The sequence below is a fragment of the bacterium genome, from assembly GCA_021371935.1.
Taxonomy (GTDB): domain Bacteria; phylum Armatimonadota; class UBA5829; order UBA5829; family UBA5829; genus UBA5829.
In genome coordinates, this window is the sequence record JAJFVF010000022.1 from 282664 (window position 1) to 298237 (window position 15574).

The window sequence follows — 15574 nt, forward strand, 5'->3', positions numbered from 1 at the left end:
TTCAAACAAACTGTACCACGGAGGCAGGCAGAGTGTCAAACGCGGGTTTGATGGTTTGAGAGTGTGATAGTGTGAGAGTCCGACGGTTCTAGACTTTCAGGAGGAATACTGCGACCATAAGGATGGCAAAGACTATCCGATAGACAACAAATGCTGTCAGAGAATTTTTGCGAAGGAAGCTGATGAGGAAATGTATCGCAATATAACCGAAAACGGCTGCGCTTGCAAACCCCCAGCCGAATGCTGCCCATTCTTGAGAAGGCATACCAGTGTGCAAGACTTTTTTGAGCGCCATCATGCCTGCGCCAAAGACAATGGGGGTCGAAAGTAGAAAGCTGAACCTGGCGGATGCTGAACGGTCGAGATTCCTGAACAGCCCGGCTGTGATCGTGATTCCAGACCTCGATACGCCCGGCAGCAGCGCCATTGCCTGCGCAATGCCGATTATGATATAGTCCACATATGTCATGTGAGCAATATCACGCTGCTTTTTGCCGAGACGATCAGCCAGAAGCATTATCAGACCGAATATGGCCATAGCAGGCGCAACAATATACCACACGCTGAGCTTGGCCTCGATCAGATCATCCCACAAATATCCCACTATTGCTGCAGGCACACAAGCCACAATTATTGGAACAAACAGGCGGCCGCTTACACCAGCGGAATCGTCCTTGTCATACACCTTGCCCTTGAATATGTGAGAGAAAAAGCTCGAAAGAATCGATATCCAGTCGCGCCAGTAATATACAACCAGAGCGAGAAGAGTGCCCAGGTGGGCTGCTACGTCGAATGCCTTGCCCTGGTAGTTCCAATGGAGCAGATATGGGATCGCTATAAGGTGTCCCGAACTGCTGACGGGGATGAACTCAGTGAGGCCTTGGACGGCTCCCAATATAATGGCTTGCCATGCAGATAACAATATTCCACTCCAAATTTATACCGCGGCGAGATCGCCGGATTCATCTTCAATATCCAACAGGGGCACTTTGCCATGTGGACGGATGTAGTAGAGCCGGATCAGCTCTCGTATGATTGCCGCAACCGGAGCAGCAAGAAACATTCCGATCAGACCGCAAAACTCTGCGCCGACCAGGAGCACAATTATCACCACCGCAGGGTGAAGCCTGAGACGGTCACCGATCAACTTGGGCATAATAAACTTGCTCTCGGCAAAGTGCATCACTATAACAAATATCAGCAAATACATCGGCACGGCGAGGCCGTGGAAGTTCAAAAGTCCTACCAGCACGATAGGAATGCCGCTCACGACCGGGCCTATCACCGGAATTGCACGGGTAATAGCTGCAAAAAGAGCAAGCACTATCACATAAGGAACATTGAGTATCCCCAGAAAGATTCCCGTCAGCACACCGGCAATCACACACAGGATTATCTGACCAACGACATAACTCTGCAAAATCATACCGATCTCATGGCCGATCCTGATCGCCTCACGGCGGCGGCGCCTCGGCACCAGACCATACATCTCACGGGTGAGCGTTCTGTGATCGAGCACGAAATAAAACGCCAGCACAGGGATCAGTATAAGCTCAAGCGCCAGACCGATCCACGACTTCGTGACAGTGAGCAGCCTCTGGATATATACACCGAATGTCTTGGTGAATCCTGAATAGTCCAGGTTGCCGATAAGATTCTTGAAATCGTAGGGAACTGCCTTTGCATACCATCTCTCGAAGCTGCCCGCAAAACCACTCAACTGGTCCGCATACTCCCCAAAACTGCTCGTGAACCTGGAAAGCTCATCGTTAAACGGAGTGGTGATAATCGCAACCGTGGCAGAGGCAAGCGCAAGAAATGCAACGAACACGACTATAGTGGCTATGAGCCTCTGAGTCTTTGGATGAAGCCGCAGCACACGCTTCCTGCACAACCAGTCCACAAGTGGCAAAAGCGCATATGCAAGCAGGATCGCCACCAGCACAGATATGAGTATCGTTCGGACACGATAGAGCACATATGCAGAGGCCACAATGATGACCAGCCGAACCAGCAGTCCCCAGATAACTTTGATCGAATTTTCAACTCCGCTTGCCATCAGAGATTGTATCGGGAGCAGATTATCTCCCAAATCCTTTCCGACGCGCATCCATCGCCATACGGATTCTTTACCTGTGCCATCATATCATATGCCGCCTGATTATGCAGCAGGTTTTCAGCCTCATTAACAATTACCTGTGTGTTGGTCCCGACAAGTTTCGCGCTGCCGGCCGTAACACCTTCAGGCCGCTCGGTAGTCTTTCTGAGCACCAGCACAGGCTTACCCAGAGATGGAGCCTCTTCCTGCACCCCACCGGAGTCGGTGAGCACCAGATGCGCCGACTTGATGAGATGAACAAACGGCACATAGTCCGGCGGCTCCATGAGTATTACGCGATCCGTGCCCTCCAGTTCCGGGAAAACCACATCGCGGACTATCGGGTTTTTATGCACCGGAAACACTACATGCACATCGGGATTCTGAGCGATTATCTGCTTTATAGCTGCGCAGATGTCCTTCATCGGCTCGCCCCAGTTCTCCCGGCGGTGAGCCGTAAGCAATATCATCCTGCCCGATTCAGCCGCCGCACGCAGAGCCGGATCATCGAACTCATGCGGCTGAGAAGCTATCGCCAGCAGAGCATCTATCACGGTGTTACCGGTGACATATATATCATCGGCACACGCGCCCTCGCGCAGGAGATTATCCTTTGCGACATCAGTCGGAGCAAAATGCAGATCGGTTATCACACCCGCAAGACGTCTGTTTATCTCCTCGGGAAACGGATCATATTTGTTATCAGTCCGAAGACCCGCCTCGACATGGCCAAATCGGACTTTGTTATAGAACGCAGCCAGGCTGGCAACGAATGTGGTCGTGGTATCACCCTGGGCAAGCACCAGGTCGGGCTTCACTTTTTGGATCACATCGTCCAGGCCCTCAAGAGCACGGGTGGTTATCTGAGCCAGACTTTGTCGTGCGGTCATTATATGAAGATCGAAGTCGGGTGTCAGATTGAACGCATGCAGCACCTGTTCGAGCATCTCGCGGTGCTGGCCTGTGACGGCCAATATAAGCTCGGCCTGGCGCAAATGCCGCTTGATCTCCAGCACGACCGGAGCCATCTTTACCGTGTCCGGCCTTGTGCCGCATACTGCTAGAATTCTCATTGCCTCACCTTAAGCGTTTGCGATCTGAAATCGCAAGAGTTCTATTTCGGGCGCGATCGGATATCGCACCCGAACATAGTTTATGGCTTTCCACTTTCAGCTTTCCACTTCTCTCATCTGGCATAGAAAAAAAGCGTATACGCCGCAGCGCAGAAGACTATTGTGAGGCCATAGATGAGCCACACAACCTGCCTGTGCGAGAATCCTTTGTTCATCAGTCTGTGATGTAGGTGGCTGGTGTCGGCCTCATGTATCTTCTTGCCGGTGGCGATTCGTCGTATGACCACAAATGTGGTATCGAACAAAGGCACGCCCAGCACCAGCACGGGCGCTGCCACCGCCACAAATGCGGCTATCTTGAACGCACCGGCTATAGAGATACCGGCAAGCATAAACCCCAAAAATTGAGCGCCTATTGTGCCCATGAATATCTTTGCGGGGGGATAGTTATATCTTAAAAAGCCTATTGTGCCGCCAAGCAGGGCTGCAGCCATCACTGCTGATATCTCGAACCGCTCGCCCGAACGCAGCGCCATAAGCATCAGTGTGGCAGCCGCGATGCCCGATATGCCTGCCGCAAGACCGTCGAGACCGTCCATGCAGTCCACTGCCTTGGTCACCATAAGGACCCAGATCAGTGTCAGGGGAATACCTACCCAGCCCAGCCACATCAGGTGACCACCCTGGAAAGGATTGGTGACATGCTGTATCTTCACGCCGAAGAGGACAAGAATAGTGCCACTTATGAGGATGCTCAGAGCCTGGAACCAGCCTGGAAGCTCGTATTTGTCGTCAATGACACCGATAATCGCTACGTATGTGGCTCCGACGAGGATGCCTATCGTCTGCATATCGAAACGCAGCCTCGGGCTCAGGATTACGACAATAATTACCGCAATAATGAACCCCGCATACATTGCAATGCCGCCCATCAGCGGTGTCACCCGCGAATGAACACGCCTGCCACCAGGCTGAGCCACCACATTCAGGCGCATAGCAAGCATTCTGACCTGCGGGGTCATCAACAAGGCCACGACAAAACTTATCAGCACAGCCAATAAAGCTGAGTTCATAGAAATCCTTTTCTGGGTGACAGGTGCCGGGTATCAGGTGCCAGAATTAGGTTTCCCTTCCCAATATACCCGGCACCCGACACCTATTCCTGATATATCGGAAAGCCGCTGGTGAGCGCCTTGACCTCTGCGGCAATCCGGTCACGCACGGCTATATCTTCAGGCGAGTCGGTCATGTGCTTCAGACACTTAACAATCATCTCGCCGATCTTTATCATCTCAGGCTCTTTCATGCCGCGTGTGGTGACGCATGGAGTACCGATGCGAACACCGCTGGTGACCCTGGGCTTCTCTTTGTCGAACGGGATCATGTTCTTGTTGCACACGATACCGACCTTGTCCAATGCTTCCTGCGCAGCCTTGCCCGTGAGGCCGAGACCAGTCAAGTCTACGAGCATGAGGTGGTTATCGGTTCCCCCGCTCACCAGTCGCATTCCACCAGATTCGAGAGTCTTGGCAAGCACTGCCGCATTGAGTTTGATCTGCTTCTGATAATCCTTGAATGACGGCTGCAATGCCTCATGCAAACACACTGCCTTGGCGGCAATCACATGCTCCAGTGGGCCGCCCTGCAGACCCGGAAAAACTGCCTTGTCTACAGCCTTGGCATGCTCCTGCTTGCACAAAATCATGCCTGCGCGCGGACCGCGAAGGGTCTTGTGTGTGGTGAAAGTGACTATGTCGCAATATGGCACAGGCGACGGGTGCTCGCCCGCCGCGACTAGACCTGCTATATGAGCGATGTCGGCCATGAGGATTGCGCCGACACTGTCGGCTATCTTCCTGAACTCCACCCAGTCCCAGTACCGTGGATAGACGGTTGCACCGGTCACGATCATCTTCGGACGGCATTCCTCGGCCAGCTTGCGGATGGTATCGTAGTTGAGCATCTCGGTCTCGGCATCGACACCGTAATAGCATGGGTTATACAGAATACCCGAGAAATTGACGTGACTGCCGTGCGTGAGGTGGCCGCCGTGAGAGAGTTCCATCGACAAATAATTGTCGCCCGGCTTCATGAACGCAAAATATGCCGCCTGATTTGCCTGTGAACCAGAGTGCGGCTGAACATTGGCATGATCGGCGCCGAACAGCTCTTTTGCACGCTCGATGGCAAGCGTCTCGACGCGGTCTACATTCTCGCAGCCGCCGTAATAGCGGTTGCCGGAATAACCCTCGGCGTATTTGTTGGTAAGGACCGAACCCTGCGCCTCCAATACCGCTTTGCTGGCATAATTCTCTGATGCGATAAGCAAAATCTTGCTGTTCTGGCGCTTTATCTCATCATTGATGATCCCCGCAACTTCAGGATCGACCTGGTTCAACGGCGCATTGATATCACTCATCAATTTATCACTTGCTACCACCACTGAAAGCCTCCTATTACCTGTGCCCTGTTACATGTACCTAGCACTCGTCTAGTGCATTTATCTTATCAACGCGCCGCTCATGACGCGACCCATACTCAAACGGCGTCTCAAGAAAACTCTTCACTATATCCAGCGCAAGACCCGCACCTACGACTCTCGCTCCAACGGCTATGATGTTGGCATTGTTGTGCTCACGGCTCATCCTTGCCGAAAATGTGTCCGAACACACAGTCGCCCTTATTCCCTTCACCTTGTTGGCTGCGATGGATATCCCGATTCCCGTGCCACACACAAGGATACCCCTTTCAAATCGGCCTGAAGAGATTGCCTCGGCGACCTCACGCGCTATGTCAGGATAGTCGACCGATTCGAGTGAGAATGTGCCGAAGTCTTGTATCTGATAACCATCGGCTCTCAGGTCCTCGATCAGGCTCTCCTTGAGGTAATAACCTGCGTGATCCGACCCGATTGCGATGGGTGTGTTTTTGGTGTCCATAGACTCGTCCCCCAGGGCATATTATAAACCCCGACAGGGAGGATTGTAAAGATGAATGGGCGGCTGGAAACTGTTCTGTTTGAAGGTAAAAAATAAGGCTCGGCAGGAGGGACGCCCTCCCGGTCGACGCGTCATTGGGAGATAAAGCTCAGTGCAGACTGGAAATTTACTAAGCAATTTACGGTCAGTAAATTGCACGAGTTTATGTGGTTATACTGGTGTGAAAAACTATAGTGGTATGCAAGCGACCAACCGTGATTTACTTAGAATATCAGTGGTAGTATCTGCCCTGAGGATCGCCGGGTAGGTTTCCGATGTCGAGCTGCCTTAATGTGGATATGCCCGCTGCACTCAGACGAAAACCACGCTGAACAAGCGCAGATTCTGGATCGAGCGCCAGTTTTGTCCTGAATATGGCATCCTCAACAGCCAGGGTGAGTATCTGCTTGAGCTGATAGCTGTCGAGCGCGGCTATGGCTTCGCGGGCATCATCGGCAAGGCCGCCGTCCGGCTCCATCTCCAGAGCAAGCAGAAATGATGACATTGCACGCGCTATCTCGCCCTTCTGTTGGAGCAAAACAGCCTTTTTGAAATGGTGCGCTGCATCAGTGGGAGCAAGATGGATCAGCTCGTCGGTGACCTTTAAGGCGCTGTCGAGCCTGCCCTGCTGCAAATATGCTATGCCGAGTATGTCGCGCGCAATAAGGTTGCGGGGATGGCTCTCGAGAAGCCTGTTGCTGATCGCTATCGCCTCATCATAACGGCCCATCTCCAGAAGAGTGCGCAAAAGCTGCTGCTGGAGGTCGCCGTCCTTGGGATTGAGTTCGATTGCCGCACGCATTGCCTCTATTGCCGGTCCTATACGATTCTGCGCCCGATATATATTTGCAAGCTGGATGCTGAACTTTGGGTCGCCCGGACAAAGCGCTATCGCCTCCTTTATGTTGGCGATGGCCTCGTCATACATACCCTGCTCGGCCAATGAGCTTGCACGCTTCACCAGACTCGATAGCCTGGTGGTGCCCGTTTTGACCCGGCCATGACCGGTTGTGCTGTCCGTATCTCCCATAATCCTTTTGTCCATACACAATACACTTCCACATAATCACTTAACCGGATCGCCCTCTTTTCCTGCCAAAACAGTGAAAATCAGGTATTATCACCAGTATATGAAATTGGAGGCCGCGGGCCTTACTCCGCCGATTGGCAGAATAACGCCTGCAGCCTCGATGTGTGGGAACGACGACTCAACCGTCAAGGGCGCTTATGCTGGTAACACGCTCTAATGAAACATCCTCGATATCGCCTATCAAGTACGCCCCGTAGAGCGGAACAAAGGCGACATCGTGGATATGTAAATCTCTTGTGACTTCATCGCCATGCCTGTCGCGGAAAGTGACCGCGCAGTGGCGTCCTAAATATTGCTTTGCGTCCGGTATTCTCATCTGCAGCCTCCTCAGGTGCTCTCCCTTCATCCATGACCGTATTCGCCCGGGATACTTTTGGCTGATCCCGAACGTCACCAAGGATAATGACCGAGCCGCCAGATGGATTGCCGTTGAACAAAATCCGCGCGCCCCGCATCCGGCCCATCGGTGTCGCCTGAGGACCGGCTGCAAATACATGGCCGCAGCCCCTGATCACTGACAATGCTATCTCGGCAGCCCGGCTGACCGCCGTGTCGCGCGATATACGCGCTCGTTGACTGTCAGTATGGTTATGCCGTGCGTAGAACATTGGATGTGCTGTATGGATTACCTGTTTAGTGGTTTTAGTTGAGAGTCCAGAGGAGGCCGGCTGAAGATTACCGGCTTGGAACATATTTTCATCAATACTTCAGATTGTTTTGCAATATCGATATTTGTTGGCTATAATACGGCTGAGTGCTAATCATATTTATTACTGAGAGCCGAGCAGTTTCAGGTTCTCCTCGATTGCAGGAGAATATAGTGGGCAACGTTACCAACTTTTGGAGTCCAGATGCTGAAGAATTACACGCCGACCCCGAACAAATCAAACGACAAGAATCGGCAATGCAGGTAAACCTCGATCCCATGCAAATTGACTTAGAAACATCAACCTGTGCAATCAAGGATTATGTTGTTTCCCTTGATTCATGCACCTGCAAAGATGCCTCACTCAGACGATTACCATGCAAGCATATGTATAGGCTTGCACACGAGTTAGGCGTCTTCGATCTGGGTGCAGTAAACGTAGACGGAACTCCACCCCAAACAATATTAAAATCTGCAAAGGATCCCGCCAAAGCACCATACTATAATGGCTTCACATGGGCTGTGCCAAAAGCATTTCAAGAAGCGCTTGAGTTTTGCCACTTCATGCAAGGTGACATCCTGTATGACAATGCGTCAGCCTACTCATGCAAATGGTCTGAAGCGGCGGCAAATTTTAGATATAGTATTCAGGTAAAGGCTCCATCCAGAGGAACAAGTGTTGGGAAATTCGAGGACAATTGGAATCACACCGTTTGTGTGGTATTAACTGATCATCGCAAAATGCCAGCCGAATTCCCTGAGCAGATATGGACAACACAAGGCAGACTGTATACACTACTTCAAACCGGCGATATCTCGATCATTAACAAGGATTCATTTGCGCCATTACCGCCATTACGATCACATGCCCTATTGAAAGCTATGACAGTTTCTTCATTTAAGATCAAAGCTGAAAGCTATGTAGCGCAAATATGTAAAAACGGCACAAATTTGAGCTGTTTTATGATGCCCTACGATAGTTCGGTCGCTTTGTCACGGCTAAAATTCCTTTGGATAAAATCTGCATTTCCGAGTGACAGGACATTTCTTCGTTTTCCGACACCTACAAATCTCCAGGTTGATGCATATCAAAGATTTTCGCCAACCTTACGTATAGCATGCTTTCTTTTTGCTGGATATGAAAAACATGCGGTTCTCAAAATCCTAAAGGACGTACTTTACAAACCAGACCAAACTAAGACTTCAAATGCTGATAGATTTCGTCTCAATGCACATGGTGTTTTTATCCAGCACATGTCCAAATAAGTTTGGCACCTTCGGCCCTTCAGAATTTGAGTATTGGTATACCGCCTTTTACTACAAATACCAAGTCTCCACCCCAACCCGGAAATCCCGAGACCTCTTAAATGGCAGGCCGGTTCATATTGCAACACAACGGTCGGGGGCAGGAATACCCCCGACCATCATGGTTCTCCACTCTCTGCTCTCCACACTCCACTCTCAACTTTTTCTAAAGAAGGAAGCGAGGCGTTCGGAAAGTAATTTATACTCAAGGAGACGACACTTGAGGGATTTGACGCAGAACAAATCGCTGAGTATGTTTGTGGACAGGTGCACTTCGGCACTGGAGTCGCTATATGCCGCCGCCATGTATGATAACGTTAATACCGAACCAAACTATGTGTGTGCAGAGTCTATGAAGCACATAGCGCGGATGGCGGCAGTGCTTGTGGCATCAGAAAATATGCCCGAGAATAGACCCGCAAAAGTCCCTATTTGCGCCGCCGCATATGCGCTCAGAAAGACAGCAGACAAACCCTCTGAACGGTTGAGCGCGATATATATGGAGTCGTGCCGGGCTGTGCGCAATTCTTCCGGTTATGGAGTGTTCGCGCTCGGTGATGATAACATATTGACCGACGCGGCATTTGTGCAAGGTGCGAAGTCGCTGCTGCGGCCTGCACCGGATGCACCAATAGACTCGATATTTTTCCAGACAATCCCGCTATCGTGGATAGGGTGCGCGTATCAAGGGATGCTGGCGCTGCGGCCATCAAAAGACACAGCTCATCTGGAATCCAGCAGAACACGGCGAAAAGACGCGGGCGTCTACTTTACTCCCCCACCACTCGTCAACTATATAATTGACTCGGTCGTCAATCCACATCCGATTTTGGATATCGCCGGCAGCCAAAACCAGCGCACAGTCAAAATACTGGACCCTGCGATGGGTGGAGGTGATTTTCTGTGCTGCGCGGTCGATAGATTATCAGCCGGGACGAATCCGGCTCAAATTGCATCGGAATGCGTATATGGCGTGGACATCGACCCCGCTGCTGTGGAAATATCTCGGTTTTGCGTTTGGGCATCATCACACTTTGCCGATGGGATCGCCCGGCAGATCAATTCTCACCTGATATGCGCGGACTCCCTAAACACTGACGGCATAAGCATTGACTGGAAGAGCGCTTTCGCTGAAGTGTTTGCAGACGGCGGATTTGACGCTGTGGTGGGTAACCCGCCTTATATAGCGGCAAAAAACGGCCTGGCGCATACATCGCGCGGGCAGTCGGACTCGTATCTGCTGTTCCTGAACCTGGTAATGAAAAACAACCTCGTCAGAAGCAATGGTATGCTATCGATGGTATTGCCGGACCCGATGCTGGTGCGTGAGAACGCCATGGAAGTGAGGCGGTCTCTCGTGAAGGACTGGACGATACAATCACTGCTGCACATGTCCGGCGCATTCAGAGATGCACGGGTCGCAAATATCGTGCCGGTCTGCCGTAATGCAGCGTCGTCCGACAATAGTTTCCTGGCATGCAGGATAGAAAACAAGACCGACCGCCGGGCATTCGCAATCAGGCCAAGGCAGACTTTCAAATCACTTGCGCGCAGAGTACGTCTGGATAGCATCTTATCGCAAAAAAGATATGAGTATCTATACCTGCTCGAAAATGGACGATTCGGCGAAGTGATCAAGAGAATACACGGCGAAAACGCCGCGCTGAGTAATTACCAAGTTCCGTTTGTCCCGCTTAAAGATCTGAACGTGAAAGCAATATATCGCGGCGAGGAAGTCGGCAAATCCGCAATAGGCAATGACATCGGAGATATGCCCGTTATCCTTGGTGGGCAGAGCATAAAGCCATATGAGATCATCTGGGAAGGCAAATCTACTAGCAGGTCATGGGTCAAAAAGCCGATTGAGAGATATCACAGCACCAAGATTGTTTTGCAGAAAAGCTCAGCTAAACTGGTCGCAGCGCTGGACAGAGTAAGCAAAAGCCATATAGGCTATGTATTTCCGCAGTCGGTGTATGGGATCGAACTGCGCGAGCCGGGTATGGACGAGGTTTACCTGCTGTGCATTCTCAACTCGCGCGTGATGAACGAGTATATCTGGAGGAGCGTCACAGGATACAAATTCGTACAGCCCCAGATAGAACTCGAAGACATTCGCGCGCTGCCTATCCGGCGGGTAGACTTCACTACGTCAACGGATGAGCGCAAGGCCGGTCTTGCCAAGGGCATCAAGATTTTCGAGAGCGAGTCTGGGAGGGGGATGTCGTTTCCAAGGCTGTCGAATTTCATAGCGCAGTGCATCGAATGCTCGGACGTGGTGCATGATGTGCTAGTGCATATAGGTAACATAGTAATAGACCTTACCGAGCAAAGCCGTATAACACCCAGCCCTGAGCTGACCGTCAGATTGGAATCGGCACGTGCGGCGGTCGAAACTATCGTCAGCCGCCTATACTCGAATGAGCCGGATCAGATGAACCTGGTGATATAAAAGACGTAGCTAGGCTAGAATGGTAAGGCATCAGATATGCCATGCTTCCGTTCCGGTCGCGATCAGATATCGCGCCCGAACATGGGTGATATAAAAAGTCGGGAGCAAAAATACCCCCGACTATCCTCATTCTACCAACTATCTTGACTTCACCCGGATTATGCATAAAACGCATAATGCGGGTTCAGACTCGCCCTGCTATGTGGTTGTAGTAGTCTCATGGGTCTCTTCGTGCTCAGGCGGGTTGATACCCGCAAGTCCACCCAATATGGACGCCACTAAAAAGATCAAAAATCCTCCAAAGAACCACCATGCGGCATCACTGATCACAGTGGTTATAGGCGTAGGCGCCCGTGCGTCCATGGTGGACGCCACAACGGCCGCAAGCACTCCGCCAAAAGTGATGGTGTGAAGCACCATTGCAAGGCACCATACAATAACACCATGCATTATCGCAGGGATAACGTCAGCCTTGGCTGTGCGCGCAGCAAGCATGCTGCCCAAAAACAAGCCCAATGAGCCAAAACCAACGATCCAATAGCCCATGCCGCCGACTCCTATCCCAAGCGCTATCCCCAGCGCAGTAAACAAAAAAGTCACCGACAACGCGACCAATAGACCCGCAAATGTGGGTCCCCACTGTATTCTCGTGGCAGGCACGATGATGTCGGTAATTGCAGTCACGGAAGGCTCATAGTAATGGTGTCCGTGTATAAAGGCTTCGGAGGCTCCACCCTTTTGACCCGTCATTCTTTCGCTCTCATGCTCGTCCATGTGAACCCCTCCATACTCGTAGATCGGGGATTACCCTAATCTGGTTTTCCCTTGTCAAAATTTATCTAAACACTAATGGATAGGGGTTGGGGATTGGCTTGGCCTTATGATGACCTTATTGCCTCGGTTCACTGTGACATCAAACTGCTTGCCCCGCCATTGGACACCGGTGAGCTTTATCGACTTCCAGCACTTAGGCAGACACGCAGACCAACTCAGGATTTTGCCATCGTCCTGTGCAAAATAGTCCACCTTTGCACCAGCCAGACCGAATATGATCGACTGAATCGGACCGGCAGCTCCGGTGAGAAAACACATATTTTCATATGTCTTGGAGGGTTTTTCATTGAAATAGTTGAAAGGTCCACGGAAATAGGGCTTGTAGCTCTTCACGAACTCCTTATATGCTCTGTCGCAGTCGCCCAGGCGTGCTGAAATGACTGAATATGCCGATGTGCTCATTGCCGGGCCGTTGGGATGGACATGGCTGGAATAGTATTCAAATGTGTTCTTGTATATCTCCGTCATGTCATGGTCGGCAAGCTCATACTGCAGAGGATAGACTATAAGCTCGGTATCGGCCTGCTTTGCCTCACAATTGGGCTTGCAAGCATCGTGCGCTATGAAGCGTTTGTTTGCCGGATCATATGGGATATACATCTTCTGCGCAACCTGCGACCACTGCGGGTTCGGCACAGTTCCTATTTGCTTGGCGGCCTGCATAGCGATGCGCAGGTTCATCTGGGCGATGATATTTGTGTATGCGCTGTTGTCGGTGAGTTCGGCATTCTCATCCGGCGGGACCACCTGCAGTATCTCGTAACGATCCTTGGCCTGGTTCAGTTTTGCGCGGCTGACCCAGTAATCGGCAGTGGCCTTGAGCACCGGATATCCTCGGGTCTTTAGCCAGCCCTTATCTCCCGTTGCCAGATAATACTGCCATTGGCAGAGAGCCACATCCCCATTGATGTGCCTCTCATTTGCGTAGACAAGCCCTTCGGGAGTGTCTTCCCTGCCCGTATACCCGCTCTCCCAGGCATATTCGGCCCCGGCAAAGCCATGCTCCTTTGCATTCGCAATCGCCCCTGAAAGTGTGTTATATCGATAATCCACAATAGAACGGGCAAGCCCGGGGTGCTGCAGTATCAGCGCCGGGAACATCCACAAATCGGCGTCCCAGAAGACATGCCCGTTGAAGGCATTGCCCGACAGACCCATCGGCGGTATGCTCCATCCGCTGCTTTCACGCACACTCTGCATCAGATAAAACATGCAAGAGTGAATCGCCTGCTGGTCGCGCCTGGGACCGTCTATGATTATGTCGTGTTTCCAGAGGTCGGACATGGCGGCTTTGTGTTCGGAGACAAACTCGTTGGGATGTTTCAGCAGAGCTTCCAGGCGAGATTTGGCATCTTTTGGCGGAGCAGACCTGAATAGCATTATATAGTAATCCAGAGTCAGCTTGTCACCCGGTTCTACTGCTGCGCCTGTGTCCAGTGCCATACCACCAATACCAGTCACAGAGCTTCCCGTCTTTGAAAGACATGATCCGACGACCCAATCAACACCTGTGGGAGAATTCCCGCTTGGTGGTGATTTGATTCTTACATGGCCATGGAAGTCGGCTGCAAGGCGTACATATAATCGCGCTAAATCTGGCTCCGCTCTCGACACTATGACCTCAATCTTACCCTTGAGAGTCTTGTGTCCAGCGCGCCATGTTGCGTACGTCGTAAGGCTACCTGTCTTCATGTTGAGGACCTGCTTGTAGTCGGCATTCTTGTCTATAGTAAACTCTGTCTTGCCGTCATAGAAGCGCAAGTCGCTCCAGGTGGGCGTCGGGATGAGTTTCTCGTTATCATACAAGCCTGCCATAAAGCACGGCAGAGGATCACCGTTATGACTGCCTACACCCTCGCCCATTATCCTGCAGCCTATGAATCCGTTGCCGAGATATGTGCCGTAAGGATTATCGGGATCGTATGAGACCAGCAGCCATGGGTCGTCATTAGGTGGATGGTTCGCATTCTTGTTCGACTTGTTCGGCACAAGGAGCAATCCGATTATCACTGCTGCCGCCAGAATAATCAGCGTAATGCCGCGAATGATACTGCGATTCATTACCTCACCCTTCTTGCTACGTAAAATACCCTGTCTGAACGCCTGGTAGGCTTACGGAACTTGTAGGCATGAAAAATATCTATTACGTCAAAACCTGCATCGCTCAGCATCATCGAAAGCTCTTCGAGGCTGTGGGCGCGCTGGATATGCACCTCTTTGAACTGTCGCTTCTCACCGTTCTCCATTACCTCGAAGGTCATGTTCACCGTGCAGATGCGGCCGGCATGGTCGTAGATGCTGTTCCATACATAGTGCGGATAGTGGTTGGAGGCAATATTGGCTTGATCGAAGAAATGATGCGCCAGAGCATACTCCGTATTTACATCGAATATGAAAACTCCACCATCGACTAAATGCTCCCCCACCCGTTTGATCGCATGCGCAAGGTGGGATGGGTCAGTTATATAGTTGAGTGAATCGAACAGGCTGATTGCCAGGTCGAACTTGCGCCCGTCCAAGTCCAGTTCGGCCATATCTTGAACAAAATATTCGATGCCACTGGGCTTGGACCTGGCCACTTCAATCATATCCGGCGCTATATCCGCCCCGACTACCTTATATCCCCTGTCGACCAGTATCTCACTAACATTGCCAGTGCCGCACGCCGCATCGAGCACGCTTTTGGGGCGATACTCGATCCGCGATAGGATATCCTCAATATAATTGACCCACAAATTGTATGGAACGCCCGCCATCAGGTCGTCATAATAGGCGGCTATTTGTTTGAACTGAGTTTGTGTCATGTAATCATTCATACGCTGGTTGATTTCGCGAGGGTGCCGCAGAATCCCTTCAGCACAGCCATTCACAAAAAAATTGATGGCTGCGGGGGAGACCACAGCCATCCACTACTGAAAGGAAGGAGAGAAGATGAATTACTGTATTAGGTTATGATTGCTATATAATAATTGTTTAGCCGGTGCCCGGATCGCCCATATAATTGCGTATCGTGCTGGCAGGTCACTCAGTCGCTTGGACATATCCAGGTCCGAGAACAACTCTGCGGGCGGGCAGATTAGGAAGTCGTCCCCGGTCCG

General features: G+C 51.3%; 13 protein-coding genes. 2 read left to right on the plus strand and 11 right to left on the minus strand.

What is annotated here, in order from left to right:
- Positions 1-88: 88 nt before the first annotated feature.
- The 8 genes from uppP to LLG46_15805 all read right to left on the minus strand — a co-directional run bounded on the left by uppP (position 89) and on the right by LLG46_15805 (position 7555).
- Positions 89-922 carry an undecaprenyl-diphosphatase UppP gene (gene uppP, locus LLG46_15770; GenBank protein MCE5324753.1) on the minus strand — a complete coding sequence of 278 codons (834 nt, stop codon included), beginning with the start codon at positions 920-922 and terminating at the stop codon, positions 89-91.
- 15 nt (positions 923-937) lie between these two features.
- The gene (locus tag LLG46_15775; GenBank protein MCE5324754.1) at positions 938-2110 is read right to left on the minus strand and encodes an AI-2E family transporter; all 1173 of its coding nucleotides are present in this window, start codon (positions 2108-2110) and stop codon (positions 938-940) included.
- A complete protein-coding gene (gene wecB / locus LLG46_15780) occupies positions 2059-3171 on the minus strand; it encodes a UDP-N-acetylglucosamine 2-epimerase (non-hydrolyzing) (GenBank protein MCE5324755.1) in 1113 nt (370 codons plus the stop codon). The genes LLG46_15775 and wecB overlap by 52 nt, the downstream gene beginning before the upstream one ends.
- A gap of 113 nt (positions 3172-3284) precedes the next feature.
- Positions 3285-4244 carry an undecaprenyl/decaprenyl-phosphate alpha-N-acetylglucosaminyl 1-phosphate transferase gene (locus LLG46_15785; GenBank protein ID MCE5324756.1) on the minus strand — a complete coding sequence of 320 codons (960 nt, stop codon included), beginning with the start codon at positions 4242-4244 and terminating at the stop codon, positions 3285-3287.
- Positions 4245-4327: 83 nt separating this feature from the next.
- Positions 4328-5590 (minus strand): serine hydroxymethyltransferase, encoded by a 1263-nt coding sequence (locus LLG46_15790; protein ID MCE5324757.1) that lies wholly within the window; start codon positions 5588-5590, stop codon positions 4328-4330.
- A 61-nt stretch (positions 5591-5651) separates the two neighbouring features.
- Entirely contained in the window at positions 5652-6110 is a 459-nt protein-coding gene (rpiB, locus tag LLG46_15795; GenBank protein MCE5324758.1) for a ribose 5-phosphate isomerase B, read from the minus strand.
- 271 nt (positions 6111-6381) lie between these two features.
- Positions 6382-7194, minus strand: a complete 813-nt coding sequence (locus tag LLG46_15800; GenBank protein MCE5324759.1) for a tetratricopeptide repeat protein — start codon at positions 7192-7194, stop codon at positions 6382-6384.
- 163 nt (positions 7195-7357) lie between these two features.
- On the minus strand, positions 7358-7555 hold the full coding sequence (locus LLG46_15805) for a hypothetical protein (GenBank protein MCE5324760.1): 198 nt from the start codon (positions 7553-7555) through the stop codon (positions 7358-7360).
- A gap of 504 nt (positions 7556-8059) precedes the next feature.
- On the opposite strand from LLG46_15805, the gene LLG46_15810 reads away from it, so the two are divergent.
- Together LLG46_15810 and LLG46_15815 are read left to right on the plus strand one after the other, a co-directional pair.
- Entirely contained in the window at positions 8060-9151 is a 1092-nt protein-coding gene (locus LLG46_15810) for an SWIM zinc finger domain-containing protein (protein MCE5324761.1), read from the plus strand.
- Positions 9152-9410: 259 nt separating this feature from the next.
- Positions 9411-11642, plus strand: coding sequence for an N-6 DNA methylase (locus LLG46_15815; protein ID MCE5324762.1), 2232 nt, complete (start codon positions 9411-9413; stop codon positions 11640-11642).
- 198 nt (positions 11643-11840) lie between these two features.
- Here LLG46_15815 and LLG46_15820 read toward each other — a convergent pair whose 3' ends face one another.
- The 3 genes from LLG46_15820 to LLG46_15830 form a co-directional block, all read right to left on the minus strand.
- A complete protein-coding gene (locus LLG46_15820) occupies positions 11841-12416 on the minus strand; it encodes a hypothetical protein (GenBank protein MCE5324763.1) in 576 nt (191 codons plus the stop codon).
- Positions 12417-12488: 72 nt separating this feature from the next.
- Positions 12489-14537, minus strand: a complete 2049-nt coding sequence (locus LLG46_15825; GenBank protein ID MCE5324764.1) for a hypothetical protein — start codon at positions 14535-14537, stop codon at positions 12489-12491.
- Positions 14537-15382, minus strand: a complete 846-nt coding sequence (locus LLG46_15830; GenBank protein ID MCE5324765.1) for a class I SAM-dependent methyltransferase — start codon at positions 15380-15382, stop codon at positions 14537-14539. Before LLG46_15830 ends, LLG46_15825 begins: the two co-directional genes overlap by 1 nt.
- Positions 15383-15574: the final 192 nt, after the last annotated feature.

Coding starts and splice junctions, on each gene's coding strand:
- LLG46_15775 (MCE5324754.1), bottom strand. CDS start 2,110: ATGCGCGTCGGAAAGGATTTGGGAGATAATCTGCTCCCGATACAATCT.
- wecB (MCE5324755.1), bottom strand. CDS start 3,171: ATGAGAATTCTAGCAGTATGCGGCACAAGGCCGGACACGGTAAAGATG.
- LLG46_15785 (MCE5324756.1), bottom strand. CDS start 4,244: ATGAACTCAGCTTTATTGGCTGTGCTGATAAGTTTTGTCGTGGCCTTG.
- LLG46_15790 (MCE5324757.1), bottom strand. CDS start 5,590: ATGAGTGATATCAATGCGCCGTTGAACCAGGTCGATCCTGAAGTTGCG.
- rpiB (MCE5324758.1), bottom strand. CDS start 6,110: ATGGACACCAAAAACACACCCATCGCAATCGGGTCGGATCACGCAGGT.
- LLG46_15800 (MCE5324759.1), bottom strand. CDS start 7,194: ATGGACAAAAGGATTATGGGAGATACGGACAGCACAACCGGTCATGGC.
- LLG46_15805 (MCE5324760.1), bottom strand. CDS start 7,555: ATGAGAATACCGGACGCAAAGCAATATTTAGGACGCCACTGCGCGGTC.
- LLG46_15820 (MCE5324763.1), bottom strand. CDS start 12,416: ATGGACGAGCATGAGAGCGAAAGAATGACGGGTCAAAAGGGTGGAGCC.
- LLG46_15825 (MCE5324764.1), bottom strand. CDS start 14,537: ATGAATCGCAGTATCATTCGCGGCATTACGCTGATTATTCTGGCGGCA.
- LLG46_15830 (MCE5324765.1), bottom strand. CDS start 15,382: ATGGCTGTGGTCTCCCCCGCAGCCATCAATTTTTTTGTGAATGGCTGT.